Origin of the sequence: Streptomyces sp. SCSIO 75703 (assembly GCF_036607905.1) — a bacterium.
Classification (GTDB): Bacteria; Actinomycetota; Actinomycetes; order Streptomycetales; family Streptomycetaceae; genus Streptomyces.
In genome coordinates this window covers 3,142,306-3,166,708 of record NZ_CP144555.1, presented here as the reverse complement: position 1 = coordinate 3,166,708, position 24,403 = coordinate 3,142,306, and the positions used below count along the sequence as shown (strand labels likewise).

The following is a 24,403-nucleotide window of genomic DNA, read 5'->3' as shown; positions in this document are numbered from 1 at the left end:
GTCCGCTTCGGCGCACCTCGGACGGGCACGGTCACGCCCGTCCGTTCGCAAGCCCGCGCGCCCGCTCCGGACCCGATCCGCGGTACCGCCCGCTGACGCCCGCCCCAGGTGACCCACCTGCACCGCATCGACACCACCTCAGCGTTCAGGGCGTCCTCCCGGGGGTCAACCCTCACCTCCGCCGCGCCTGAGCACCCCCTCCGTGGCACCTCCCGCGACCCGCCCGGCGAGCACCCCCTGCCTTCTCCCGTGGCACCTCCCAGGGCCGACCCGCCCCGCCTCGGCCGAGCGCTCCCGCCCCCTCACCCGGCACCCGGGCCACCCGAAAGGCCCCGTCCCAGGCGTGCCTTTCGGCGCGTGCGGCAGGGGAGGCCCGCGCCTACAGTGGTCCAGTGCACCACGCGAATTCCTTCACGTTCCGCGTGTGCTGTGAATGGATCACGAAAAGAGTGATCTCTTCCCGGTCGATTTAACGCCCGAAAGGCGTTACCGCGAACGGCGCTTTTCGGTTGACAGTGCACATCTATTTGTCGTGCTCTGTTTTGATCAGGTTCCCGTACCTACAATCCCGTCCACATCGTGAGCTCAGCCCAAGCGTCAAGGAGGACGAATGGCGGAGCTTCCCATCCCTCATCAATGGGGCGCGTCCCCGAACCTCGCCGCCGCGGTGCTGACCGACGGGAACCGGGTGCTGATCGCGGTCATCGCGGTCGTCGCCCTGGCCGCTCTGGTGCTGGCGGGGGTCCTGGTGCGTCAGGTACTCGCGGCGGATGCGGGCACCGACAGCATGAAGAAGATCGCGGCGGCGGTCCAGGAAGGCGCGAACGCCTATCTGGCCCGGCAGTTGCGCACGCTCGGCGTATTCGCCGTCGTGGTGTTCTTCCTGCTCATGCTGTTGCCCGCGGACGACTGGAATCAGCGCGCCGGACGGTCGATCTTCTTCCTGGTCGGTGCGGTGTTCTCGGCGGCGACCGGATATATCGGTATGCGACTCGCCGTCCGCAGTAACGTGCGCGTCGCTGCGGCGGCGCGGGAAGCGACACCGGCGCCGGGCGAACCGGAAAAGGATCTCACTCTCGTCTCGCACAAGGCGACGAAGATCGCTTTCAGGACGGGTGGCGTCGTCGGCATGTTCACCGTGGGACTCGGCCTGCTGGGCGCCTGTTGCGTGGTGCTCGTCTACGCGGCCGACGCGCCGAAGGTGCTGGAGGGCTTCGGCCTGGGGGCCGCGCTGATCGCCATGTTCATGCGTGTCGGCGGCGGCATCTTCACCAAGGCCGCCGACGTCGGCGCCGACCTGGTCGGCAAGGTCGAACAGGGCATTCCGGAGGACGACCCGCGCAATGCCGCGACCATCGCCGACAACGTGGGCGACAACGTCGGCGACTGCGCGGGCATGGCCGCCGACCTCTTCGAGTCCTACGCGGTGACCCTGGTCGCCGCGCTGATCCTCGGCAAGGTCGCCTTCGGCGACTCGGGGCTCGCCTTCCCGCTGCTGGTCCCGGCGATCGGTGTGATCACCGCCATGGTCGGGATCTTCGCGGTGGTGCCCCGGCGCTCCGACCGCAGCGGCATGAGCGCGATCAACCGGGGTTTCTTCCTCTCCGCGGTGATCTCGCTGGTGCTGGTGGCGGTGGCCGTCTTCGTCTATCTTCCCGGCTCGTACGCCGACCTCGACGGGGTCACCGACGCGGCGATCGCGGGCAGGAGCGGCGACCCGCGCGTCCTCGCCCTGGTCGCGGTGGCCATCGGCATCGTGCTCGCCGCCCTGATCCAGCAGCTCACCGGCTACTTCACCGAGACCACCCGGCGCCCCGTCAGGGACATCGGCAAGACCTCGCTCACCGGACCCGCCACCGTGGTCCTCGCGGGCATCTCGGTCGGCCTCGAATCCGCCGTGTACACCGCCCTGTTGATCGGCCTCGGCGTCTACGGGGCGTTCCTGCTCGGCGGCACCTCGATCATGCTGGCGCTGTTCGCGGTGGCGCTGGCGGGCACCGGCCTGCTCACCACGGTCGGCGTGATCGTGGCCATGGACACCTTCGGCCCCGTCTCCGACAACGCCCAGGGCATCGCCGAGATGTCCGGCGACGTCGAGGGCGCCGGCGCGCAGGTGCTCACCGACCTGGACGCCGTCGGCAACACCACCAAGGCCATCACCAAGGGCATCGCCATCGCCACGGCCGTGCTCGCGGCGTCCGCGCTGTTCGGCTCGTACCGCGACGCCATCACCACCGGCGCCCGGCAGGTGGGCGAGAAGCTGACCGGGCAGGGCGCCCCGATGAGCCTGATGATGGACATCTCTCAGCCCAACAACCTGGTCGGGCTCGTCGCGGGCGCGGCGGTCGTCTTCCTCTTCTCGGGGCTGGCGATCAACGCGGTGTCGCGGTCGGCGGGTTCGGTGGTCTTCGAGGTGCGGCGCCAGTTCCGCGAGAAGCCCGGGATCATGGACTACAGCGAGACCCCGGAGTACGGAAAGGTCGTCGACATCTGCACCCGGGACGCCCTGCGCGAACTCGCCACGCCCGGACTGCTCGCCGTGATGGCGCCCATCTTCATCGGGTTCACGCTCGGCGTGGGCGCGCTGGGCGCCTTCCTGGCGGGTGCCATCGGGACCGGCACGCTGATGGCGGTGTTCCTCGCCAACTCCGGTGGCGCCTGGGACAACGCCAAGAAACTCGTCGAGGACGGCCACCACGGCGGCAAGGGCAGCGACGCCCACGCGGCGACCGTCATCGGCGACACGGTCGGCGACCCCTTCAAGGACACCGCCGGACCGGCCATCAACCCGCTGCTGAAGGTGATGAACCTGGTGGCGTTGCTCATCGCGCCGGCGGTCATCAAGTTCTCGTACGGCGCGGACCGGAGCATCGGCGTACGGGTCCTGGTCGCGGTCGTCGCGTTCCTCGTCATCGCCGCGGCGGTGTACGTGTCCAAACGGCGCGGCATCGCCGTGGACGACGGGGACGATCCCGGCCGCACGCCGACGCCGCGCGACCCGGCGGTGGTGTCCTAGCCGGCCCGGTGCCCGGACCAGCGGGGAAGAGCCAAGGCGTGGGCGGACGGCGTGTGTTGACACGCCGTCCGCCCAGCCGTAGGCCATGGCGCGCACGCGTGTCGCCGGTATGCGCGGGACGGGGGCGCCCGCGCGTGGTGAGGCTTCTCTCTCTTGGTGCAAATGGCGTCAGACACGCTCTTAACGGATGTTCGTCCTGACCGTGTCCTCCATCCGGCGTGTATGTTCCGGGGCCGAGAGCCATGGAAGGGACCAAACCGGTGAACAAGAAGCTCGCGGCCGCGCTGTCCGGCGGTGCGGTACTGGTACTGGCGCTGACGGGATGCGGCGGCGGCGACGGCAACGAGAAGCTGGACGCCTGGGCGAAGGAGGTCTGCGACGCGGTGCAGCCGCAGGCCAAGAAGATCGAGGCCGCCAACACCGCGATCCAGAAGGAGACCTCGGACAACAGCACGCCGGAGCAGGTCCAGAAGACCGACGCGAAGGCGTTCCAGGACATGTCCGACGCCTACAAGGCGATGGGCGCCGCCGTGCAGAAGGCCGGGCCGCCGAACGTCGACGACGGTGAGAAGAAGCAAAAGGACGCCGTCAAGGAACTCGACAGCCTCTCCTCGGCGTACGCCTCCCTGAAGACGCAGGTGGAGGACCTCGACACCAAGGACCAGGCCAAGTTCGCCGACGGACTCAAGGACATCGCCACCGAGCTGAACAAGCTCGGCAAGAACGGCAGCGACGCGCTCAGGACCCTGGAGGAGGGCGACGTCGGCAAGGCGATGGCCAAGCAGCCGAGCTGCAAGTCGGCCACCGCCCCGGCGGCACAGGGCTGACCCCCGCATCCGGCGACGGCCCCCGCGCGCCCGGCCCCGCCACTCGCCCGCCCCGGCCCGTGGAGTGCGTCCACCCGGCGGTGCCCGCCCCCCGGCCGAGGGGCGGGACGCGGGCCACAATGGGGACGTGAGTAACGCCAGCCTCTCCCCCCTTCCCTCAGCCGACCACCCCGACGTCGCCGCGCGACTGCGGGAGGCCCTGCTCGGGGCGTCCTTCACCGCCGACGGACTGCTGGAACTGCTCGGCGCCCCCGCCTACGCGGCGCTGTCCCGCAGCGAGACGGTGCCCGCGCTCCGGGCCACCCGGGGCGACACGCCGCTGGAACTGCTCGTGCGGCTGTTCCTGCTCCAGCAACCCGTGCCCCACGCGCGCGTGGCGGACGTCCTGCCCCTGGACGACTGCCTGGCGCACGGGTGGCTCGTGCGCACCGACGGGGAGGAGGTGGCGGCCGCCGTCGACGTGCGCCCGTACGGCGGACCGGACGGCGAGGACTGGTTCATCGTCTCCGACCTGGGCTGCGCCGTCGGCGGTGCGGGCGGCATCGGCAACCGGGCCGAGGGCGTCGTCCTCGGCGTCGGCGGCGCCTCGACCACGCTCGCCGGCCTCACCGTGCGCGCCCCCGTCCGCGCGGCCCTCGACCTCGGCACCGGTTCCGGCATCCAGGCGCTGCACGCCTCCGGGCACGCCACGCGCGTGACGGCCACCGACGTGAACCCGCGCGCCCTGCACATCACCGCGCTCACCCTCGCCCTGTCCGGGGCGCCCGCCGCCGACCTGCGGGAGGGCTCGCTCTACGAGCCGGTCGGCGAGGAGACGTACGACCTGATCGTGTCCAACCCGCCGTTCGTGATCTCCCCCGGGGCCCGGCTCACGTACCGGGACGGGGGCATGGCCGGGGACGACCTGTGCCGCACCCTCGTCCAGCAGACCGGGCGGCGGCTCGCCGAGGGCGGCTTCGCGCACTTCCTGGCGAACTGGCAGCACGTGGAGGGCCGGGACTGGACCGAGCGGCTGCGCTCCTGGGTGCCGGACGGCTGCGACGCCTGGATCGTCCAGCGCGAGGTGCAGGACATCACGCAGTACGCCGAGCTGTGGCTCCGGGACGCGGGCGACCACCGGGGGGACACGGCCGCGTACGAGGCGCGCTACGACGCGTGGCTGGACGAGTTCGAGGCGCGCGGGGTCAAGGCGGTCGGCTTCGGCTGGATCACGCTGCGCCGGACCGCGGCGGCCGCGCCCTCGGTCACCGTGGAGGAGTGGCCGCACCCGGTCGAGCAGCCGCTCGGCGAGACGGTCCGAGCCCACTTCGACCGCGTCGACTACCTGCGCGCGAACGACGACGCCGCGCTGCTCGCGGCCTGTTTCACGCTGGCCGGCGAGGTCGTCCAGGAGCAGGTCGGGCCGCCCGGCGCCGAGGACCCCGAGCACGTCGTGCTGCGGCAGAACCGCGGCATGCGCCGGGCCACCCGCGTCGACACGGTCGGCGCCGGCTTCGCGGGCGTCTGCGACGGCACGATGACCGCCGGCCGCATCCTGGACGCCATCGCCCAACTCGTCGGCGAGGACCCGGTGGCGCTGCGCGACCGTACGCCCGCGCAGATCCGGCTCCTGGTGGAGCAGGGCTTCCTCGAACCGGCGTAGGGAAAACCGCACCGGTCTTCACGGCGCGCCGCGGTCCGGCACGCCCCCGTGCCCGCCCCTTCCCGGCCCCGCCGCACGGGGAGGGGCGGCGTCGTGCCCCCGTTCACCTCGGGTTCGCCTGTCCGCCGCCCGCGCGTGTCAGCCTCCCTGGGTCCGGGCACCCGCGCCCGGGGAGAAGGGGGCACGGCGGTCATGGAAAGCGGACCCGCGATCTTCGCGGGCATGGTGTTCGCCCTGTTCGGGGGCTGTCTGCTGGTGTGGACCGCGACGCGCGTGCGGCAGGGCCGCCCCGTCGCGGACGGTGTGAACCCGGTCGCATCGGCGACCGTCGCCGGCCTCGTCTCGGTGGTCGCGCTGCTCCTCGCCCTGTGGTGCCTGACCCGCCTGTGAGGCACGGCTTTCCGGCCACGTGGCCGGTGCGGGCCGGGTAGTCACGGAGTCGCGCTCCGGATACGCGCCGAGGGCCGGTCGGCACTCCGGGCGGCAGGAACAGGGTTCGTCGGGTTACCGTTCGAGTGGCCGTTGCGGGCTTTTCCCGTTTGACACGGGGGCGGGAGGTACCGTCACACTCCGCAGCGTCACCGCCGAAACACAGAACGACCCGACCCCGGGACCACCGCCTGGGGAGGCCCCAGCGTCGACCGGAGAGAAGAGCGAAGTTGTCCCCGACCAGCGAGACCGCGAAGGGCGGCCGCCGACTCGTCATCGTCGAGTCGCCTGCCAAGGCGAAGACGATCAAGGGCTACCTCGGGCCCGGTTACGTCGTCGAGGCGAGCGTCGGGCACATCCGCGACCTTCCCAACGGCGCCGCCGAGGTGCCCGAGCAGTACACCGGTGAGGTGCGGCGCCTCGGGGTGGACGTCGAGCACGACTTCCAGCCCGTCTATGTGGTGAACGCCGACAAGAAGGCCCAGGTCAAGAAGCTCAAGGACCTGCTGAAGGAGTCCGACGAACTCTTCCTCGCCACCGATGAGGACCGCGAGGGGGAGGCCATCGCCTGGCACCTCCAGGAAGTCCTCAAGCCGAAGATCCCGGTCAAGCGGATGGTGTTCCACGAGATCACCAAGGACGCGATCCGGGCCGCCGTGGCCAATCCGCGCCAGCTCAACCAGAAGCTCGTCGACGCCCAGGAGACCCGCCGCATCCTCGACCGCCTCTACGGCTACGAGGTCTCCCCGGTGCTGTGGAAGAAGGTCATGCCGCGGCTGTCGGCCGGCCGGGTGCAGTCGGTGGCGACCCGCCTGGTGGTCGAGCGGGAGCGCGAGCGCATCGCGTTCCGCTCCGCCTCGTACTGGGACCTGACCGGCACCTTTGCCACGGGCCGCCCGGGTGACGCCTCCGACCCCGCCGCCCTCGTGGCGCGCCTGCAGAGTGTCGACGGACGGCGTGTCGCCCAGGGCCGCGACTTCGACTCCCTCGGACAGCTCAAGTCCGCCAACACCCTCCACCTCGACGAGGCGACCGCCCGCGCGCTGGCCGCCGCCCTGGCAAAGACGCGGTTCACGGTCCGCTCCGTCGAGTCCAAGCCGTACCGCCGCTCGCCGTACGCGCCGTTCCGGACGACGACGCTGCAGCAGGAGGCCTCCCGCAAGCTCGGCTTCGGGGCCAAGGCGACCATGCAGATCGCCCAGAAGCTGTACGAGAACGGCTTCATCACCTACATGCGCACGGACTCCACGACGCTGAGCGACACGGCGATCTCCGCCGCCCGCGCCCAGGTCACGCAGCTCTACGGCGCCGACTACCTGCCGGCGCAGCCGCGCACCTACGCCGGGAAGGTCAAGAACGCGCAGGAGGCGCACGAGGCCATCCGCCCCTCGGGCGATCGTTTCCGCACGCCCGCGGAGACCGGGCTCACCGGCGACCAGTTCCGGCTCTACGAGCTGATCTGGAAGCGGACCGTCGCCTCCCAGATGAAGGACGCGACCGGCAACAGCGTCACCGTGAAGATCGGCGGCGCCGCGGCCGACGGCCGGGACGTCGAGTTCAGCGCCTCCGGCAAGACGATCACCTTCCACGGCTTCCTCAAGGCGTACGTCGAGGGCGCCGACGACCCGAACGCCGAGCTGGACGACCGCGAGCGCCGGCTTCCGCAGGTCGGCGAGGGCGACGCGCTCACCGCCGAGGAGATCACCGCCGACGGTCACGCCACCAAGCCCCCGGCCCGCTACACCGAGGCGTCGCTGGTCAAGGAACTGGAGGAGCGGGAGATCGGCCGCCCGTCGACGTACGCGTCGATCATCGGCACGATCCTGGACCGCGGGTACGTGTTCAAGAAGGGCACGGCGCTCGTGCCGTCCTTCCTCTCCTTCGCCGTCGTCAACCTCCTGGAGAAGCACTTCGGGCGGCTCGTCGACTACGACTTCACCGCCAAGATGGAGGACGACCTCGACGCCATCGCCCGCGGCGAGGCCCAGGCCGTGCCGTGGCTGCGCCGCTTCTACTTCGGCGAGGGCAGCGGCTCCGGCCGCGCCGCCGACGCCGGCAACGGCGACGGGGACCACCTCGGCGGCCTGAAGGAACTCGTGACCGACCTCGGCGCGATCGACGCCCGCGAGGTCTCCTCCTTCCCCGTCGGCAGCGGCATCGTGCTGCGCGTCGGCCGCTACGGCCCGTACATCGAGCGCGGGGAGAAGGACGCCGAGAACCACCAGCGCGCCGACATCCCCGAGGACCTCGCCCCGGACGAGCTGAGCGTCGAACTCGCCGAGGAACTGCTCGCCAAGCCCAGCGGCGACTTCGAACTCGGCACCGACCCGGCGACCGGCCACACCATCGTCGCCAAGGACGGCCGCTACGGACCGTACGTCACCGAGGTGCTCCCCGAGGGCACCCCGAAGACCGGCAAGAACGCCGTCAAGCCGCGTACGGCCTCGCTGTTCAAGTCGATGTCGCTGGACACGGTCACCCTGGACGACGCGCTGCGCCTGATGTCGCTCCCGCGGATCGTCGGCACCGACGCCGAGGGCGTCGAGATCACCGCGCAGAACGGCCGCTACGGCCCGTACCTGAAGAAGGGCACGGACTCGCGGTCGCTCCAGGCCGAGGAGCAGCTCTTCACCATCACCCTGGAAGAGGCGCTGGCGATCTACGCCCAGCCCAAGCAGCGGGGCCGGGCCGCGGCCAAGCCGCCGCTGAAGGAACTGGGCGAGGACCCGGTCAGCGGCAAGCCGGTCGTGGTCAAGGACGGCCGCTTCGGCCCGTACGTCACCGACGGGGAGACCAACGCGACCCTGCGCTCCGGCGACAGCGTCGAGGAGATCACCCCGGAGCGCGGCTTCGAACTGCTCGCGGAGAAGCGTGCCAAGGCGCCCGCCAAGAAGACGGCGAAGAAGGCCGCCAAGAAGGCCCCCGCGAAGAAGACGGCGGCCAAGAAGACCGCGGCGAAGAAGACCGCCGCCAAGACGGCCACGGGCAAGACCGCGGCCGCGAAGAGCACGGCGAAGAAGAGCACGGCGAAGAAGAGCACGGCCAAGAAGAGCACCGCGAAGAAGACGGCCGCCTCGGAGACCGGGACGGACTGAGCGCGGGCCCGGCACCCGCCCGCCGGACCCGCCACACCGTGCCGGGTCCCCGGCGGGTGGCCGGTACGCCGCCACCGTCCACCAGGGGTTCCTCCTCCGGTTCTCCCGCGTGGCGCCCGTCGGCGACCCCGGGGCCCGGTCTGGGGAGCGGCCCACGGAACGCCTCCGCATCATTTCGGTGTCGGGGCGTTCGTCCGTTCGGCCGGGTACACCGGCCTGTCCTCGACGCCCGATAGGCTGAACGCATGACGCGAGCCGAGCAGCCAACGGCCCCTCACACCGCCCCTGACGACGCACTCGTCGCGGACTCCCGCGAGCGCGCCGTCCGCGCCCTGCTGCGCCGGCCGCAGCTCAGGCGCCTGTGGGGGGCGCAGCTCGTGGGGGGTGTCGGCGACATCCTCGCCCTGCTGGTGCTGGTGCTCCTCGCCGTGCAGTCCGCCATCGCCACGGGCGCGCTGGGCGGCGGCTACCGGGGCGTGGCGTTCGCGGTGGCGACCGTCTTCGCGGTGCGCGTCCTGGCGACGGTGCTCTTCGGCGCCGTCCTGCTCGGCCCTCTCACCTCGCTCACCTCCCCCGACGGTCCGCTCGACCGCCGCTGGACCATGGTCGGCGCGGACGGGGTGCGGGCCGCGCTGCTGCTCGTCGCGCCCCTGTGGATTGACTGGACGCGGGACAGCGCCCTCGCCGTGCTCCTGGTGACCGCCTTCGTCACCGGAGTGGCCGAACGTTTCTGGACGGTGTGCCGGGAGGGCGCGGCCCCCGCGCTGCTGCCCGCCCCGCCGCCCGAGGGCGCCGCCGTGCGCCCGCTGCCGGACCACATGGACGCCCTGCGCCGCCTCTCCCTGCGCACCGGTTTCGTCGCCATCCCGCTCGCCGCCGTCGCGCTCGTCGTCGCCGGCCTGCTCAACAACCTGCTGGGCGCCGGCATCGCCTGGTTCGCCGAGCACCAGGCGGCGCTCGGCTCGTACGTGGCGGCCGGGCTGTTCGCCGCCTCGCTGTCCCTGGTGACCTTCCTGGAACTGCCCACCGTCCGCACCCCGCGGGCGCGGTCGCCGCTGGAGGGACTGCGCCGTCCCCGGAGCGGCGGTGGCCCGGACACCGGCCGCACCGGCGCGATCCCGCTGCTGGTCCTCGCCTGCACCGCGGTCGCCGGGGCGGTCGCCGCCACGGTCGCCGTCACGGTGCTGCACGCCATCGACCTGCACGGCGGCCCCGTACTCTTCGGGCTCATGGTGGGCGCGCTCACCGGCGGTGTCGTCGTCGGCATCCGCACCGCACCCTCCCTGCTGCCCTCCCTCTCCCGCCGGCGCCTGCTCGCCCTGGCGATCGCCTTCTCCGGCATCACCCTGCTCTCCGCCGGGCTCGTCCCGGACGACACCAGCGTGCTGCTGCTCCTCGCGCTGACCGGTGTCGGCGCGGGCGCCGCCGCCAACACCGGGCACGCGCTGCTCGACCAGGAGACCGAGGAGGCGCGACGCGCCCGGGTCACCGAGCACCTGCACGCGTGCGTGCGGCTGTGCGTCGGCCTCGGCGCGGTCGTCGCGCCCCTGGTGGCGGCGGGCATCGGGCCGCACCGCCTGGAGAACGGCAAGTTCGTCTTCGCGCACGGCGGGGCCGCGTTCACCCTGATGCTGGTCGGCGCGCTGCTGCTGCCGGTGGCCGCGCTGGTGCTGGCCAAGGTCGACGACCGCTCGGGCGTCCCGCTGCGGCACGACCTGCGCGACGCGCTGCTCGGCGGCGACGACCCGGTCCCCACCCCCGCGACGAACGGTTTCTTCATCGCCCTGGAGGGCGGCGACGGCGCCGGCAAGTCCACCCAGGCCGAGGCCCTCGCCGAGTGGATCCGCAGCAAGGGGCACGAGGTGGTCCTCACCCGCGAGCCCGGCGCCACGCCGGTGGGCAAGCGGCTGCGGTCCATCCTGCTCGACGTCTCCAGCGCCGGGCTGTCCCACCGCGCCGAGGCCCTGCTCTACGCCGCCGACCGCGCGGAACACGTCGACACCGTCGTCCGGCCCGCCCTGGAGCGCGGCGCGGTCGTCGTCTCCGACCGGTACATCGACTCCTCGGTGGCCTACCAGGGCGCCGGGCGCGACCTGTCGCCGACCGAGATCGCCCGTATCAACCGCTGGGCGACCGACGGGCTCGTCCCGCACCTGACCGTCCTCCTGGACGTCGCCCCGGAGACCGCCCGCGAGCGGTTCACCGAGGCGCCTGACCGGCTGGAGTCGGAGCCCGCCGAGTTCCACGCGCGCGTGCGCTCCGGCTTCCTCGCGCTGGCCGCAGCCGACCCCGGGCGCTACCTCGTGGTCGACGCGGGCCAGGAGCCGGAGGCCGTCACCGCCGTCGTACGCCACCGGCTCGACCAGGTGCTGCCGCTCTCCGAGGCCGAGATCCGGGCCCGCGAGGAGGCGCGGCGCAAGGCCGAGGAGGAGGCCCGCCGCAAGGCGGAGGAGGAGGCCGCCCGCAAGGCCGAGGAAGAGCGCCTGGAGCGTGAGCGCCAGGAAGAGCTGGAGCGGCTGCGCGCCGAGGAGGAGGAGCGCAAGCGGCGCGAACTGGAGGAGGCCCAGCGCCGCGAGGCCGAGCGGCAGGCCGAGGAGGCCCGCCGCCGCGCCGAGGAGGCCCGCCGCAAGGCCGAGGAGGAGCGGGCCCGGGTGCTCGCCGAGGAGAAGGCGCGCGCCGAGGAGGAGGCCCGCCGCCGGGCGGAGGAGGAGCGGCGCCGCAAGCAGGCCGAGGAGGAGGCCCGGCTGCGGGCGGAGGCCGAGGCACAGCGCCTGGAGAAGCAGCGCCGGGCCGAAGAGGCCCTGATCCGCGCCGAGGAGGCCCGCCGGGCCGCCGAGGCGGCGGCGGCAGCGGCCGCCGCGGGCACCCGGCCGACCGCCCCCGAGGCGGCCTCCCGACGCTCCGCCGACACCCGGAAGCCGTCCGGCACGCCCGGGGCCGCGACCACGCCCGCCCCGGCGAGCCCCCCGCCCGCCGGAGCGGCGGACGAGACGGCGGTCCTGCCTCCGGTGCGGGCCGACCGAGGCCGCGACACGCCCGACACGCCCGACACGCCCGACGTGCGTGGTGGCGGCCGGGCCGCGCGGCCGTCCGAGTCCGAGGTGACGGCCGAGCTGCCGGTGCCGCCGGGCGCGGCCGACGAGACGGCGGTCCTGCCGGCGGTGTCGCCGAGGTCCGAGGACGAGACGGCGCTCCTGCCGCCCGTGCCGCCGGGCGCCGCCGACGAGACGGCCGTGCTGCCTCCCGTACGCGAGGACGACCCCGCCGACCGGCTCCCGCGCGGCTACTTCCGCGACGAGGACCCGGCCGCCCGGCCCGGCACGGCCCGCGAGCCCGAGGACCGGACGCGGGAACTGCCCCGGATCGACGCCGAGCAGGCACGCCCCCGCCGCCCCCGGCCCGACTGGGCCGAGGAGACCCCGCTGGACGACCTGCCGACCCTCGCGGACGAACTGCTCGGCCCGCGCGACGACGAACCGGACGACGACGGACGCCGGGGCAGGGGCCGCGGACGCCGCTGACGCCCGGCCGGGCATCGACCGGAACGGTGCCGCCGGTGCGCCACGCCCGCGGCGCGAGCCTCCGGCACCGCCTCGGGCGCGGCGGGTCGGCCCCTGCCGGCGACCGTTCCGCGTTCTTCGGCGGCGCGGGCCGCGGGGCCGCACCGGCTGCCCCGCAGGGGGGGGTGGCCGGGGCCGGGTGTCGGTGGCGGCCCGCACAATGGAGGGCCCGGTCCGGTGCGGCACGGGCCGTGGCGGGAGCCGCCGGTGCCCCCTGGCGGGCCGGGCGGAACTGGCGGACCGGGTGGCTCGCGTGCCGGCTGCCCCGCGGTGCGGGTGGCCGGGGCCGGGTGTCGGTGGCGGCCCGCACAATGGAGGACGCGGCGCACAGTGCGGCCGGACGTGACGGAAAGGCGGCGTGACCCATGACCGTGTGGGACGACCTCGTCGGACAGGAGAAGGTGAGCGAACAGCTCGCCGGCGCCGCCCGGGACGCCGACGCCTTCGTCACCGCCGCCGCGAACGACGCCCCCACGCCCGCGACCACCCGCATGACCCACGCCTGGCTCTTCACCGGGCCGCCGGGCGCGGGCCGCACCCGGACGGCACGGGCGTTCGCCGCCGCGCTCCAGTGCGTCAGCCCCGACCGGGCCCTCGGCGGCGTCCCCGGCTGCGGCTTCTGCGACGGCTGCCACACCGCGCTCGTCGGCACCCACGCCGACGTCAGCACGGTCGCCGCCGTCGGTGCGGAGATCCTGGTCAAGGACATGCGGGACACCGTCCGCAAGTCCTTCACCTCACCGGCGAACGGCCGCTGGCAGATCATCCTCGTCGAGGACGCCGAGCGGCTGAACGAGAAGTCGGCCAACGCCGTCCTCAAGGCCGTCGAGGAACCCGCCCCCCGCACCGTCTGGCTCCTGTGCGCCCCCTCCATCGAGGACGTGCTGCCCACGATCCGCTCCCGCTGCCGCCACCTGAACCTGCGCACCCCCTCCGTCGACGCCGTCGCCGACATGCTGGTGCGCCGGGAGGGCATCGCGCCGGACGTCGCCGCCTCCGTGGCCCGCGCCACCCAGGGCCACGTCGACCGGGCCCGCCGCCTGGCCACCGACCCGGCCGCCCGCGAACGCCGGACCGCCGTCCTGCGCCTCCCGCTGCGCGTCGAGGACGTCGGCGGCGCGCTCAAGGCCGCCCAGGAACTGGTCGACGCGGCGGCGGCGGACGCCAAGCAACTCGCCGAGGACATGGACGGCAAGGAGACCGAGGACCTGAAGGCGGCGCTCGGCGCGGCCCAGGGCGGGCGGATGCCGCGCGGCACGGCGGGCGTCATGAAGGACCTGGAGGACATGCAGAAGCGCCGCCGGACGCGCACCCAGCGCGACAGCCTCGACCTGGCCCTCACCGACCTGACCGGCTTCTACCGCGACGTCCTCGCCCTCCAGCTCGGCTCCCGCGTGGCCATCGCCAACACCGACGCGGAGGACGCCCTGGAGCGGCTGGCCCGCGTCGGCACCCCCGAGGCGACCCTGCGCCGCATCGAGGCCATCGGCGCCTGCCGCGACGCCCTCGACCGCAACGTCGCGCCGCTGCTCGCCGTGGAGGCGATGACGATGGCGCTCAGAGCGGGCTGACCGCGCGGCGCCGCCGGCCGCCCGGAGCCCGCGCCACGTCACCCACGCACACCCCGCTTTCACCCGTACGCGCCACGCCCGGCACACACGGCACCCAAGGGAATGCGGAGAGTTACGCTCCCTGAATGCACACACGGCGCACCCACCGCAGCACCCGGCCCCGGGCCCGTACCGCGGCCGTCCTCCTCGCCGCCTCGCTGCTCGCCACCGCCTGCTCCGCCGGCGGCGCCGCGACCTCCGCCGCCCCGCGGGCGCCCCGCGCGGCCGGCGCCACGGAGGCGTCGACCGCGACCCTGGCCGCGCTGCCCGAGGCCACGCCGTCGGAACTGACCCGGTACTACGGGCAGAAGCCGGGCTGGCGGGACTGCGGCGCCCCCGGTTTCCAGTGCGCCACCGTCAAGGCGCCGCTCGACTACGCCGAGCCGTCGCGGGGCGACATCGACCTCGCCGTGGCACGCAAGAAGGCCACCGGCCCCGGCAAGCGGCTCGGCTCCCTGCTGGTCAACCCGGGTGGCCCCGGCGGCTCGGCCATCGGCTACCTCCAGCAGTACGCCGGCATCGGCTACCCGGCCGAGGTCCGCGCGCGGTACGACATGGTGGCGGTCGACCCGCGCGGGGTGGCCCGCAGCGAGCCCGTGGAATGCCTCGACGGCCGCCGGATGGACGCGTACACGCAGACCGACATCACCCCGGACGACGCCCGCGAGACCAGCGAACTCGTCGACGCCTACAAGGAGTTCGCCGAAGCCTGCGGCGCGGGCTCGCCGAAGCTGCTGCGCCACGTGTCCACCGTCGAGGCGGCCCGGGACATGGACGTCCTGCGGGCCGTGCTGGGCGACGAGAAGCTGAACTACGTGGGGGCGTCGTACGGGACGTTCCTCGGCGCGACCTATGCCGGGCTCTTCCCGGACCGGGCCGGCCGGCTGGTGCTCGACGGCGCGATGGACCCCTCGCTGCCCGCGCGCCGGCTCAACCTGGAACAGACGGAGGGCTTCGAGACGGCGTTCCGGTCCTTCGCCGAGGACTGCGTACGGCAGCCGGACTGCCCCCTGGGCGGCAAGGGCACCGGCCCGGACCAGGCCGGCCGGAACCTGAAGGCGTTCTTCGAGAAGCTCGACGCCCAGCCGATCCCCACCGGCGACGCCGACGGCCGCGAACTCACCGAGTCCCTCGCCACCACCGGCGTGATCGCCGCGATGTACGACGAGGCCGCCTGGCAGCAACTGCGCGAGGCCCTGACCTCGGCGACGAAGGAGAACGACGGCGCCGGGCTGCTGATGCTCTCCGACAGCTACTACGAGCGTGAGGCCGGCGGCCGCTACAGCAACCTGATGTCCGCCAACGCCGCCGTGAACTGCCTCGACCTCCCGCCCGCCTTCACCGGGCCCGACCAGGTCCGCGACGCCCTCCCCGCCTTCGAGAAGGCGTCCCCCGTCTTCGGCGAGGGCCTCGCCTGGTCCTCCCTGAACTGCGCCTACTGGCCCGTACGGCACACCGGCGAACCGCACCGCATCGAGGCCGCCGGCGCCGGCCCGATCGTCGTGGTCGGCACCACCCGCGACCCCGCCACCCCGTACCGCTGGGCCCAGTCCCTCGCCGGGCAGCTCTCCTCCGCCCGCCTCCTCACCTACGAGGGCGACGGCCACACCGCCTACGGCCGGGGCAGCGCCTGCGTCGACTCCGCGATCAACGCCTACCTGCTGCGCGGCACCCCTCCCGAGGACGGGAAGCGCTGCTCGTAGCCACCCCCGCCCGCCCCGGCGTCCGGGCCCCGGGGCGGGTGCGAAGCACCCCCGGAAACTGTGTAGACTTACCGACGTCGCTGATCGCACCATGGTGCGCACAGCACGCCGCCTTAGCTCAGATGGCCAGAGCAACGCACTCGTAATGCGTAGGTCTCGGGTTCGAATCCCGAAGGCGGCTCCATCTTGGAACCCCAGGTCGGATGTTCGATGACCTGGGGTTTTCCGTCGTCCAGGGTGCTGCCGGAGGGGCTGAGGACCGGGGCGCCGGGTGGTGCGGTTCAGGTGGTGGGGGTCAGGGTGGCGAGGTGGGCGCGGGCCTCGGCGAGGACGCGGGCGGAGAGTTCGCCGGCCCGGCCGTCCTCCCCGGCCGGCGGGGTGCCCAGCACCGTGACCGTGGTGCAGGCGAGGTCGAAGATCTCCTTGACCTGGGCCCGCCGCGCCGCGTCGTAGGTGCCGTAGTCGTCGTGGGCGGCGACCAGCGCGGTGAAGGCCGGCAGCCGTTCCTCCATGGCGAGGCAGAGGTCCAGGAGGACGAGCCGGATCTCCCGGCTGCGCTGGAACACCTCGGACAGGGTGCGGCGGGCCTCGGTCAGTTCGGCCTCCGCCTCCGCCAGCCGCTCGGCGGACCTCTGCTGGTCGCCGCGGACCGAGCGGCCCCGCCATTCGAGGAGGGCGCCGCCCACGACGAGTGCCGGGACGGCGACGACCGAGGCCAGGACCGCCGTCCCGGCGGCCATGCCGCCGCCGCCCGCCGCGAGCGAACCCCCGCCCAGCCAGGCCAGGGTGGCGCTGCTCGCGGCGGCTCCGGACAGCCCGGAGATGGCGGTGCCGGTGGACGCGGTGGCGAAGGCGCCGACGGCCAGGTAGGTGGCGGTGCCGAGGCCCGCTCCGGCGGCTCCGCCTCCGACGAGGGAGCCGATCACGGTCGCCGCGAGGTGGCGTACCTCCCGCGGACCGACGTCGGCCGGGGCGTGTCCGGGCGGGGCGGCGGGGGCCAGTTCGGCCAGGTCGACCCGCTCGATCCGGGCGAAGGCCTCCTGGAAGGGGACGAGGGCCCGCTCGTAGGTGGCCCGTCGCCGTTCCTCCTGTGCCGCGGTCTCCTGGGCTATGTGCCGGTCGAGCTTCCGGCGGCGGGCGGTCAGCTTCTCGTGGCGCCGCTTGTTCCTCCGCGCGAGCCTGACGGCCTGGTACATCGCCACGGCCATGCGGCATCCCCTCCCCCTGGACGGTCGAGACGACCGGGCGTCAGGCTACCGCCGGTGCCGTTCGCCCGCCGTGTGGTGCGCGGGTCTCCTCGGCGCGGCCCGGTGGCCGGTCCGGGGCCCTCGCCGCGCGGGCGGCGGGGCGGTGTCACTTCGCGTCCGCGTAGCACCGGACCGTGGCCGTGGTGAAGGGGAACCGGACCGGGGTGGGGCCGAAGGTGAGGCGGGCGGCGAGGGCCGAGGCGTCGTGGATGGCCTCGACGACCCGGTCCGCCTCCTCGGCGGGGCAGTGCACGATGACCTCGTCGTGCTGGAAGAAGACCAGCTCCGCCGACAGGGCCGCGCAGGACCGGCGGAGGGCGGCGAGCAGGAGCAGCGCCCAGTCGGCGGCGCTGCCCTGGACGACGAAGTTGCGGGCGAAGCGTCCCCGCGCGCGGGCGTCCGTGGAGGTGTGGCCCGGCGTCCCCTCCCGGCCGGGGGCGTCCTGGGGGAGGCCCGCCTCGTCGGTGCCGTCGGACGGGGGACCGGCGGGCGGGCAGGTGCGGCCCAGCCAGGTGCGGACGAGCCGGCCCTCCTCGCCGGCGCGGGCCGCCTCGTCGACGTGGGCCACGGCGCGCGGGAAGCGGCGGCGGAGGGCGGCGAGGTTCTTCAGGCCGTCGCCGGAGGTCTGGCCGTAGACGGCGCCGAGCACGGCGAGTTTGGCCTGGTCGCGGTCGCCGGAGAAGGCCCGGTCGGACACCGACTGGTACAGGTCGTCCGGGCGGGCGGCGACTTCCATCAGGCCGGGGTCGCGGGAGATCGCGGCGAGGACGCGGGGCTCCATCTGGGCGGCGTCGGCGACCACCAGCCGCCAGCCGGGGTCGGCGACCACGGCCCGGCGCAGGACGCGGGGGATCTGGAGGGCGCCGCCGCCGTTGGTCACCCAGCGGCCGGTGACGGTGCCGCCGGCGACGAAGCCGGGGCGGAACCGCCCGTCGCGCACCCAGTCCTGGAGCCACGACCAGCCGTGCGCCACCCAGATGCGGTACAGCCTCTTGTACGAGAGCAGGGGGGCGACCGCCGGGTGGTCGACCGAGGCCAGTTCCCAGCGGCGGGTGGAGCCGACGGTGATCCCGGCGCGTGCGAACGCCTTGACCACGTCCGCCGGGAGGTCGGGCCGCACCCGGTGTCCGAACGCCGCCGAGACCTCCTTGGCCAGCTCCGCCAGGCGGCGCGGCTCGCCCCCGCCCGCGTACCGCTCGCCGAGCAGGTCGTGTAGCAGTGCGCGGTGCACATCGGCCCGCCAGGGCAGCCCGGCCCGGTTCATCTCGGCGGCGACCAGGGTGCCCGCCGACTCGGCGGCCGTCAGCAGCCGCATCCGGTCGGGGTGTTCGGCGCGGTCGTGGCGGCGCTGCTGCTCGGCGTAGACCGCGAGGAGGCCGGTGAGGGGGAGCGGCGTCTCCCGCGGTTCGAACAGGGAGGGCTGCCCGCCCGGGTCGGCGGACCGCGGCGGCGGATCCGGCGGTACGGGGCCGCCGCGCAGCCGGGCCAGGGCGGCCGCCGCCGAGCGGGGCGCGCCGGAGCGGCCCTCGTGGCCGAGGAGGAGGGTCTCGGCGTCCTCCACGTCGTAGCACCGCTCGACGCGTACGCCCGCGGCGAGCAGGCGCGGGTAGACCTCGGCGGTGGACCGCCACACCCAGCGGCCGACGCCGGGCCGGTCGCGGACGGCCGCGACGAGGTCGGGCTCGTGCCGCACCGGGGCGGCGGGCAGCCCGTCGGGACCGAGGGGGGCGACCTCCGCGCCTCCGTCCTCGGTCACGGCGAGCGCCCACCGGTCGGCCACACCGCGAGTGTCGCAGGGGGGTCCGACAACGTACCGGGGGGCGCGGCGGCCGCCGGTCCCACCCCACGGCCCTCAGCCCCCCAATGGGCCTCAGCCACCCCACGGCCCTCGGCCCCCAATGGGCCTCAGCCTCACGGCCTTCAGCCCCTCCAGGGCCTTCAGCCCTCTCCGGTCGTGTCCTCCTCCGCCTGCCCCGCCCCGGCGCCCTGCTCGGTCGCCTCCAGGAACTTCGCCAGGGCCTCGGTGACGTAGCGCTCCGTCGCCTCCTTGGTGAGACCGGCGGTGTGCAGGACGCCGTCGCCGTTCTCGTGTTCCAGCAGGGCGAGGAGGATGTGCTCGGTGCCGATGTAGTGGTGTCCGAGGCGCAGGGCCTCCCGGAAGGTGAGTTCCAGGACCTTCTTGGCGGCGGGGCCGTAGGGGACCAGGCCGGGGGCGTCGTCGGTGGCCGGGGGGAGCGCCGCCGTGGCCGCGTCCTGGACGGCCTGGAGGGTCACGCCCTGGGCCGCGATGGCGTGCGCGGCGAGCGCCTCGCGCTCGGTGAGCAGGCCGAGGACCAGGTGTTCGGGCAGGCCCTCGGCGGCGCAGGCGGCCACCGCCGTGCTGTGCGCGGCCATCACGACGGCACGCGCGCGGGGTGTGTACCGGCTGAAGCCCTGGCTCGCGTCCAGGTCGGCGGACTCCTTCGGCACGAAGCGCTTCTGCGCCGCCTGCCGGGTGACGCCCATGCTCTTGCCGATGTCGCTCCAGGAGGCGCCGGAGCGGCGGGCCTGGTCCACGAAGTGTCCGATGAGGTGGTCGGCCACCTCGCCGAGGTGCTCACCGGCGAGGACGGCGTCCTGGAGCTGTTCGAGGGGCTCGGCGCGCACCTTCTTGATGGCCGTGATGAGTTCGTCGAGGCGTACGGATGACGTGATGCTCGGGTTCGTCGTCATGTGTCAACCGTAGGTTGCCTCCCAGGAGGGTGTCAACCGTTGGTTGACAGTGGGGGTGGTGGTGTCGGGCGTGGCACCATCGGCGGGTGAGTACGTCCCGCACCGTCGAGCGCGCCTTCGAGACCGGCCTGTACGGCACCGGTGACACCGCCCTCGACACCGCCGCCTCCCTCCTCGCCGCCGACCCCGCGGCCGACGCCGAACTCGGGCGCCGGGGCGAGGAGCTCGTCGCCGCCGCCTGGCGGCGCTGCTGGCAGCCCGCCGACGTCCACCGGATCGTCCGGCGCGAACTGGACGACACCCACGTCCGGCTGCTCGCCGCGCTCGTCCGCTCCCAGGCGGCCGACGACCGGCCCCGGGGCCCGCGCTGGGCGGCACAGCTCGACGCCCTGCCGGAGGCGCCCGCGCCGCGCACCGACCGCTTCTCGCACGCCACCGCCGTACTGGAGCTGTACCGCCTCCTGCTGCGCCTGCCCGTGCTGGAGCCGCTGGAGGGGCCGGATGCGCCCGGGGGAGCGGGCCGGGAGCCGTGGCCCGAGTCACGCGCCCTCGCCCGCATCCGCGCGCTGCTCGCCAAGGCGGAGGCGACCGGGTACCCGCGCGAGGCGGAGGCGCTCAGCGCCAAGGCGCAGGAACTGATGGCCCGGCACAGCGTCGACGAGGCGCTGCTGTCCGCCACCGCCCCCGCGCCACACGCGCCCGGCGCCTGCCGGATCGGGGTCGAGCCGCCGTACGAGCAGGCCAAGGCGGTCCTGCTGGACGCGGTCGCCGACGCCAACCACTGCCGCGCCGTGTGGAACGAACCCCTGGGCTTCTCCACCGTCGTCGGCTTCGCGGCGGACCTGGAGGCGGTCGAACTCCTCTACACCTCCCTCCTGGTGCAGGCCGAGGCGGCGATGACCAGGGCGGAGGCCGCCCAGCGGGCCGGCGGCCGACGGCGCACCAGATCCTTCCGCCAGTCCTTCCTGGCGGCCTACGCCCACCGGGCCGGGACGCACCTCCGTGCCGTCGCCGAACGCGCCACCGCCGGCGCCGGCACCGAGCACGCGGACGCCCTGCCCGTGCTGGCCTCGCGTGAGGCCGCCGTCACGGACCGGCTGGAGCGGATGTTCCCCGAGACGACGACGACGCGCCTGCGCGGTGGCGCCGACCCGGCGGGCTGGACGGAGGGCACCCGCGCGGCCGACGACGCGCGGGTGGTGCCCCGGCGGCCCCTGGGGTGAGGGGAGGGGGCGTGCCGGACCTCGCCCCCCGGCCGGTTCCCTCAGTCGCCGGACGCCTGGAACGCCCCGACCGTCACGTCCGGGCCCTCTCCGCCCTCGGCCTGGGGGGCCACGTCGCCGTAGGTCCAGGGGAAGCGGTGGGTGTCCTCCTCGCCGGGGAGGGCGAACTCCGCGCTCCGGGCGGCGAAACCGGCGGCGCCCGCCTCGCCCCGTACGTAGGTGAGGGTGAACGAGGCGGTGGCGTCCGCGGAGAGGGTCAGCCGCCGGGGCGCGGCGGCCTCGGCCGGGGCGAGCCGCGCCGAGGCGTCGCCGGTGGCCAGGGTGACGGACGGGAAGCCGTCGAGGACGCAGGTTGCGCCCGCGTTGGCGAGGATGACGGTGACGGTGCCGGTGTCGCCGGCGGCCGGGGCGGGGCTCGCCTCGACGCTCACGTCCATGTCGGCGGTGCGGCAGGCCGCGCCGCCCCGGTCCACGGTGCCGGCGGCGCCGGTGTCCGTGCCGGTCCGTGCGGTGTCGCCCCCGTCGCAGGCGGTCAGCAGCAGCATCGCGGCGAGGGCGACGGCGGTGGTGGCGGCGCGGGTGCGGCCGGTGATGCGCATCGGCGGGTTCCTCGGGGAGAGAAGGGGATCGGGTACCGGGCCCGGTGACGGGAAGCCGGACGGGAGTGTCCCCCGTCCTTGGACCCGGGTGTACGTCTCCTCGCCGACGCCGCCGTGCCCCGCCACCGTCAGGGACGGCCGGTCGACGGACGTGACGGTTCCGGAGGTCCGGTCGTCCCACGCCGGTGGCGCAGGGGAGGCGGAACGTGCGGACGCCGAGTCCTCGCCCACGGGCCCGCCGCACATCGTGCCACCCGTGGCGGGGAGCGTACCCGGCCGCCGGTGACCGTCAGGGCGGCGGCGCGGCCGTCCGACCGCCCTCCGGACCGGAGGAGCCGGCCGACGGCGAGGCGCCGCCGGGCCTTCTGCCGGGCCCCGCACGCGGAACCGCTCGCCGACCCCCGCCGGGGGTGCCGCTCGCCGGCCCGCCCGCGCCCCGGCGGACGGGCATGTTCGGCGAATCCGCGGGAAGACGCGGGAACGGGTTCCCCGGCATGGGCGTCCCAGAGGACAAGGCTCCCGGCGCGGAGACGGACCGGACCGTGACGGCCGGAAGCTGTAACCGCAGGAACACCCCACGTGCACGTGCATATGCTCAAGCATTTGCACGTGAACAGAGTTATGATCCGGATCAGTTGACCGTTGCATCAATGGCCATACCAGCCAGTGCACCCCGGGGAGCGCCTGTGGACCACGACGTGTACGACGCTGAGGACGCGTCCGCCGTGTACAACGGCATGGCCGCCACACGGCTGTCCGACGTGGTGTGGCAGAAGAGCCGGCACAGCAACTCGCAGGGTTCCTGCGTGGAGTTCGCGCGGTTGCCGGACGGGGGCGTCGCGGTGCGCAACTCCCGCTTCCCGGACGGCCCCGCGCTCGTCTACACCCGGGCCGAGATCGAGGCCATGCTGCTCGGGGTGAAGGACGGCGAGTTCGACCACCTGGTGGCGAGCTGACCCCTTCGGGGGACCCCGCGCGCCCCGCCGTCCCCCGTCAGGGTGTCATCGGGCAGAGCCGGAACAGCGCCCAGACCACCTTGCCGTCGAGGGTGCCCGCGAGCGGGTGCCAGCCCCAGCCGTCGCTGAAGGAGTCGACGAGGAAGAGGCCGCGGCCGGACTCCGCCGAGAAGTCGTCGCTCTCGCGGGCGACCGGGCCGTCGTGGCTCGGGTCGCGCACCGCGCACACCAGGCGGCCCGTCCAGCGCATCAGGTGCAGCCGTACCGGGCCGTCGTGTTCGGCCTGGCGCGGGGTGTCGGCCGGCAGGGCGTGCCGCAGGGCGTTGGTGACGAGTTCGGAGACCACCAGGCACACGTCGTCGAAACGGTCGCCGATCTCCCAGGCGTCCAGCGTCCGGCGGGTGAAGCGGCGGGCCTCGCGCACCGCCTCGTAACGAGGCGGCAGGGCGCAGGAGGCGGCGCTCGACACGGCCGCGGGGTCCAGTGGCGGAAGGCCCTGCCGTAACGGCTCGAGCATGGTCGATCCATTCGTCCCCATGCGAGGCACTCCCGGTAATTCGCGGTCGTAGCGATGCGGCGCGGTGGTGCGGGACCATGGTTTCGGATGCGTTCCGCAGATGCAAGGGCAGATGCACGTGCACGTGACCGAATTGGGCCTGCCCGTACCGCTTGTTGGTCAAATTTTCCATCATCTTCGTGCGCCCCCGCCCCCGCTTCACCCCGCCTCACCTCGCCTCCCTCCCCGTCACTTCGCGCCCGCCCGTCCCGGCCGTCACGGGGCCGCCGGAGCCCGGTGGCTTGATTCCGTTTCCGTAACCGGACGAGTACAGCTCGAAGTGTTTTAGTGGCAGACTTCGGCCCTGGAGACGGTTGGGGAGGCTGGCGAAGGTGAGCGTGGGAGAGCCCGGATCGGTGGTGCGGCGCATGCTGCTCGGATCACAACTCAGGCGGCTGCGGGAGGCGCGGGGGATCACCCGCGAGGCCGCGGGGTACTCGATCCGCGCCTCCGAGTCGAAGATCAGCCGGATGGAACTGGGCCGGGTGAGCTTCAAGACGCGGGACGTCGAGGACCTGCTGACCCTCTACGGGATCACGGACGAACAGGAGCGCGCCTCCCTGCTGTCCCTGGCCCGGGAGGCCAACGTCGCGGGCTGGTGGCACAGTTACTCCGACGTGCTGCCGAACTGGTTCCCCACCTACGTGGGACTGGAGGGCGCCGCCTCCCTGATCCGGGTGTACGAGGTGCAGTTCGTCCACGGACTGCTGCAGACCGAGGAGTACGCCCGTGCCGTGGTCTCGCGCGGCATGCGGGACGCCGACGAGGCCGACGTGGAGCGCCGCGTGGCGCTGCGCCTGGAACGGCAGAAACACCTGGTGGACGAGGCCGCGCCCGAGTTCCACATCGTCCTCGACGAGGCCGCGCTGCGCCGCCCCTACGGGGGCCGGGACGTGATGCGCGGGCAGCTCCAGCACCTGATCGACATGTCCGAGCGGCCCCATGTCCGGTTGCAGGTCATGCCGTTCGGCTTCGGCGGCCACTCCGGGGAGAGCGGCGCCTTCACCATCCTCAGCTTCCCCGAGTCCGACCTCTCCGACGTCGTCTACCTGGAGCAGCTCACCAGCGCCCTCTACCTGGACAAGCGCGAGGACGTGGCCCAGTACGAGACGGCGATCCGGGAGCTCCAGAAGGACAGCCCCTCGCCCGCGGAGAGCCGCGACCTTCTGCGCGGACTCCTCCAACTCGCCTGAGCCGTCACTAGGATGACGTCCGATCAGATACGACC

The 24,403-nt window shown here is 74.0% G+C and carries 16 protein-coding genes and 1 tRNA gene; 12 read left to right on the top strand and 5 right to left on the bottom strand.

Annotation, left to right across the window (positions count from 1 at the left end; all coding sequences use genetic code 11):
* Positions 1-610 precede the first annotated feature (610 nt).
* The 9 genes from VM636_RS13730 (at position 611) to VM636_RS13690 (ending at position 16,066) form a co-directional block, all read left to right on the top strand.
* The gene (locus VM636_RS13730) at positions 611-3,016 is read left to right on the top strand and encodes a sodium-translocating pyrophosphatase (RefSeq protein ID WP_030422566.1); all 2,406 of its coding nucleotides are present in this window, start codon (positions 611-613) and stop codon (positions 3,014-3,016) included.
* A 242-nt stretch (positions 3,017-3,258) separates the two neighbouring features.
* Positions 3,259-3,843 carry a hypothetical protein gene (locus tag VM636_RS13725; RefSeq protein WP_053914537.1) on the top strand — a complete coding sequence of 195 codons (585 nt, stop codon included), beginning with the start codon at positions 3,259-3,261 and terminating at the stop codon, positions 3,841-3,843.
* 127 nt (positions 3,844-3,970) lie between these two features.
* Entirely contained in the window at positions 3,971-5,485 is a 1,515-nt protein-coding gene (locus VM636_RS13720; RefSeq protein ID WP_030422568.1) for a methyltransferase, read from the top strand.
* A gap of 192 nt (positions 5,486-5,677) precedes the next feature.
* A complete protein-coding gene (locus VM636_RS13715; protein WP_030422569.1) occupies positions 5,678-5,875 on the top strand; it encodes a hypothetical protein in 198 nt (65 codons plus the stop codon).
* Positions 5,876-6,144: 269 nt separating this feature from the next.
* Entirely contained in the window at positions 6,145-9,009 is a 2,865-nt protein-coding gene (topA, locus tag VM636_RS13710; RefSeq protein WP_030422570.1) for a type I DNA topoisomerase, read from the top strand.
* Positions 9,010-9,254: 245 nt separating this feature from the next.
* Entirely contained in the window at positions 9,255-12,530 is a 3,276-nt protein-coding gene (gene tmk / locus VM636_RS13705; RefSeq protein ID WP_338484569.1) for a dTMP kinase, read from the top strand.
* 404 nt (positions 12,531-12,934) lie between these two features.
* On the top strand, positions 12,935-14,140 hold the full coding sequence (locus tag VM636_RS13700) for a DNA polymerase III subunit delta' (RefSeq protein WP_053914533.1): 1,206 nt from the start codon (positions 12,935-12,937) through the stop codon (positions 14,138-14,140).
* Positions 14,141-14,265: 125 nt separating this feature from the next.
* Complete coding sequence (locus VM636_RS13695) at positions 14,266-15,882, top strand: alpha/beta hydrolase (RefSeq protein ID WP_030422573.1); 1,617 nt, start codon at positions 14,266-14,268, stop codon at positions 15,880-15,882.
* Between the two features lie 107 nt (positions 15,883-15,989).
* Positions 15,990-16,066, top strand: a tRNA-Thr gene (locus VM636_RS13690).
* A 97-nt stretch (positions 16,067-16,163) separates the two neighbouring features.
* Here the strand turns inward: VM636_RS13690 and VM636_RS13685 are convergent.
* The 3 genes from VM636_RS13685 to VM636_RS13675 form a co-directional block, all read right to left on the bottom strand.
* Positions 16,164-17,090, bottom strand: coding sequence for a hypothetical protein (locus VM636_RS13685; protein ID WP_338484567.1), 927 nt, complete (start codon positions 17,088-17,090; stop codon positions 16,164-16,166).
* 145 nt (positions 17,091-17,235) lie between these two features.
* A complete protein-coding gene (locus VM636_RS13680; protein WP_053914531.1) occupies positions 17,236-18,909 on the bottom strand; it encodes a bifunctional 3'-5' exonuclease/DNA polymerase in 1,674 nt (557 codons plus the stop codon).
* A gap of 158 nt (positions 18,910-19,067) precedes the next feature.
* Positions 19,068-19,841, bottom strand: coding sequence for a Clp protease N-terminal domain-containing protein (locus VM636_RS13675; RefSeq protein ID WP_030422712.1), 774 nt, complete (start codon positions 19,839-19,841; stop codon positions 19,068-19,070).
* 86 nt (positions 19,842-19,927) lie between these two features.
* On the opposite strand from VM636_RS13675, the gene VM636_RS13670 reads away from it, so the two are divergent.
* The gene (locus tag VM636_RS13670) at positions 19,928-21,064 is read left to right on the top strand and encodes a DUF2786 domain-containing protein (protein WP_338484564.1); all 1,137 of its coding nucleotides are present in this window, start codon (positions 19,928-19,930) and stop codon (positions 21,062-21,064) included.
* Between the two features lie 41 nt (positions 21,065-21,105).
* On the opposite strand, the gene VM636_RS13665 is transcribed toward VM636_RS13670, so the two are convergent.
* Positions 21,106-21,663 carry a DUF4232 domain-containing protein gene (locus tag VM636_RS13665; RefSeq protein ID WP_053914528.1) on the bottom strand — a complete coding sequence of 186 codons (558 nt, stop codon included), beginning with the start codon at positions 21,661-21,663 and terminating at the stop codon, positions 21,106-21,108.
* 686 nt (positions 21,664-22,349) lie between these two features.
* Between VM636_RS13665 and VM636_RS13660 the strand changes: the two genes are divergently transcribed.
* Complete coding sequence (locus tag VM636_RS13660; protein WP_030422715.1) at positions 22,350-22,619, top strand: DUF397 domain-containing protein; 270 nt, start codon at positions 22,350-22,352, stop codon at positions 22,617-22,619.
* A gap of 37 nt (positions 22,620-22,656) precedes the next feature.
* On the opposite strand, the gene VM636_RS13655 is transcribed toward VM636_RS13660, so the two are convergent.
* Positions 22,657-23,136: an ATP-binding protein gene (locus VM636_RS13655; RefSeq protein WP_037859573.1), complete on the bottom strand. Its 480-nt coding sequence runs from the start codon at positions 23,134-23,136 to the stop codon at positions 22,657-22,659.
* Positions 23,137-23,543: 407 nt separating this feature from the next.
* Between VM636_RS13655 and VM636_RS13650 the strand changes: the two genes are divergently transcribed.
* Positions 23,544-24,368 (top strand): helix-turn-helix transcriptional regulator, encoded by an 825-nt coding sequence (locus tag VM636_RS13650; protein ID WP_051821545.1) that lies wholly within the window; start codon positions 23,544-23,546, stop codon positions 24,366-24,368.
* Positions 24,369-24,403 lie beyond the last annotated feature (35 nt).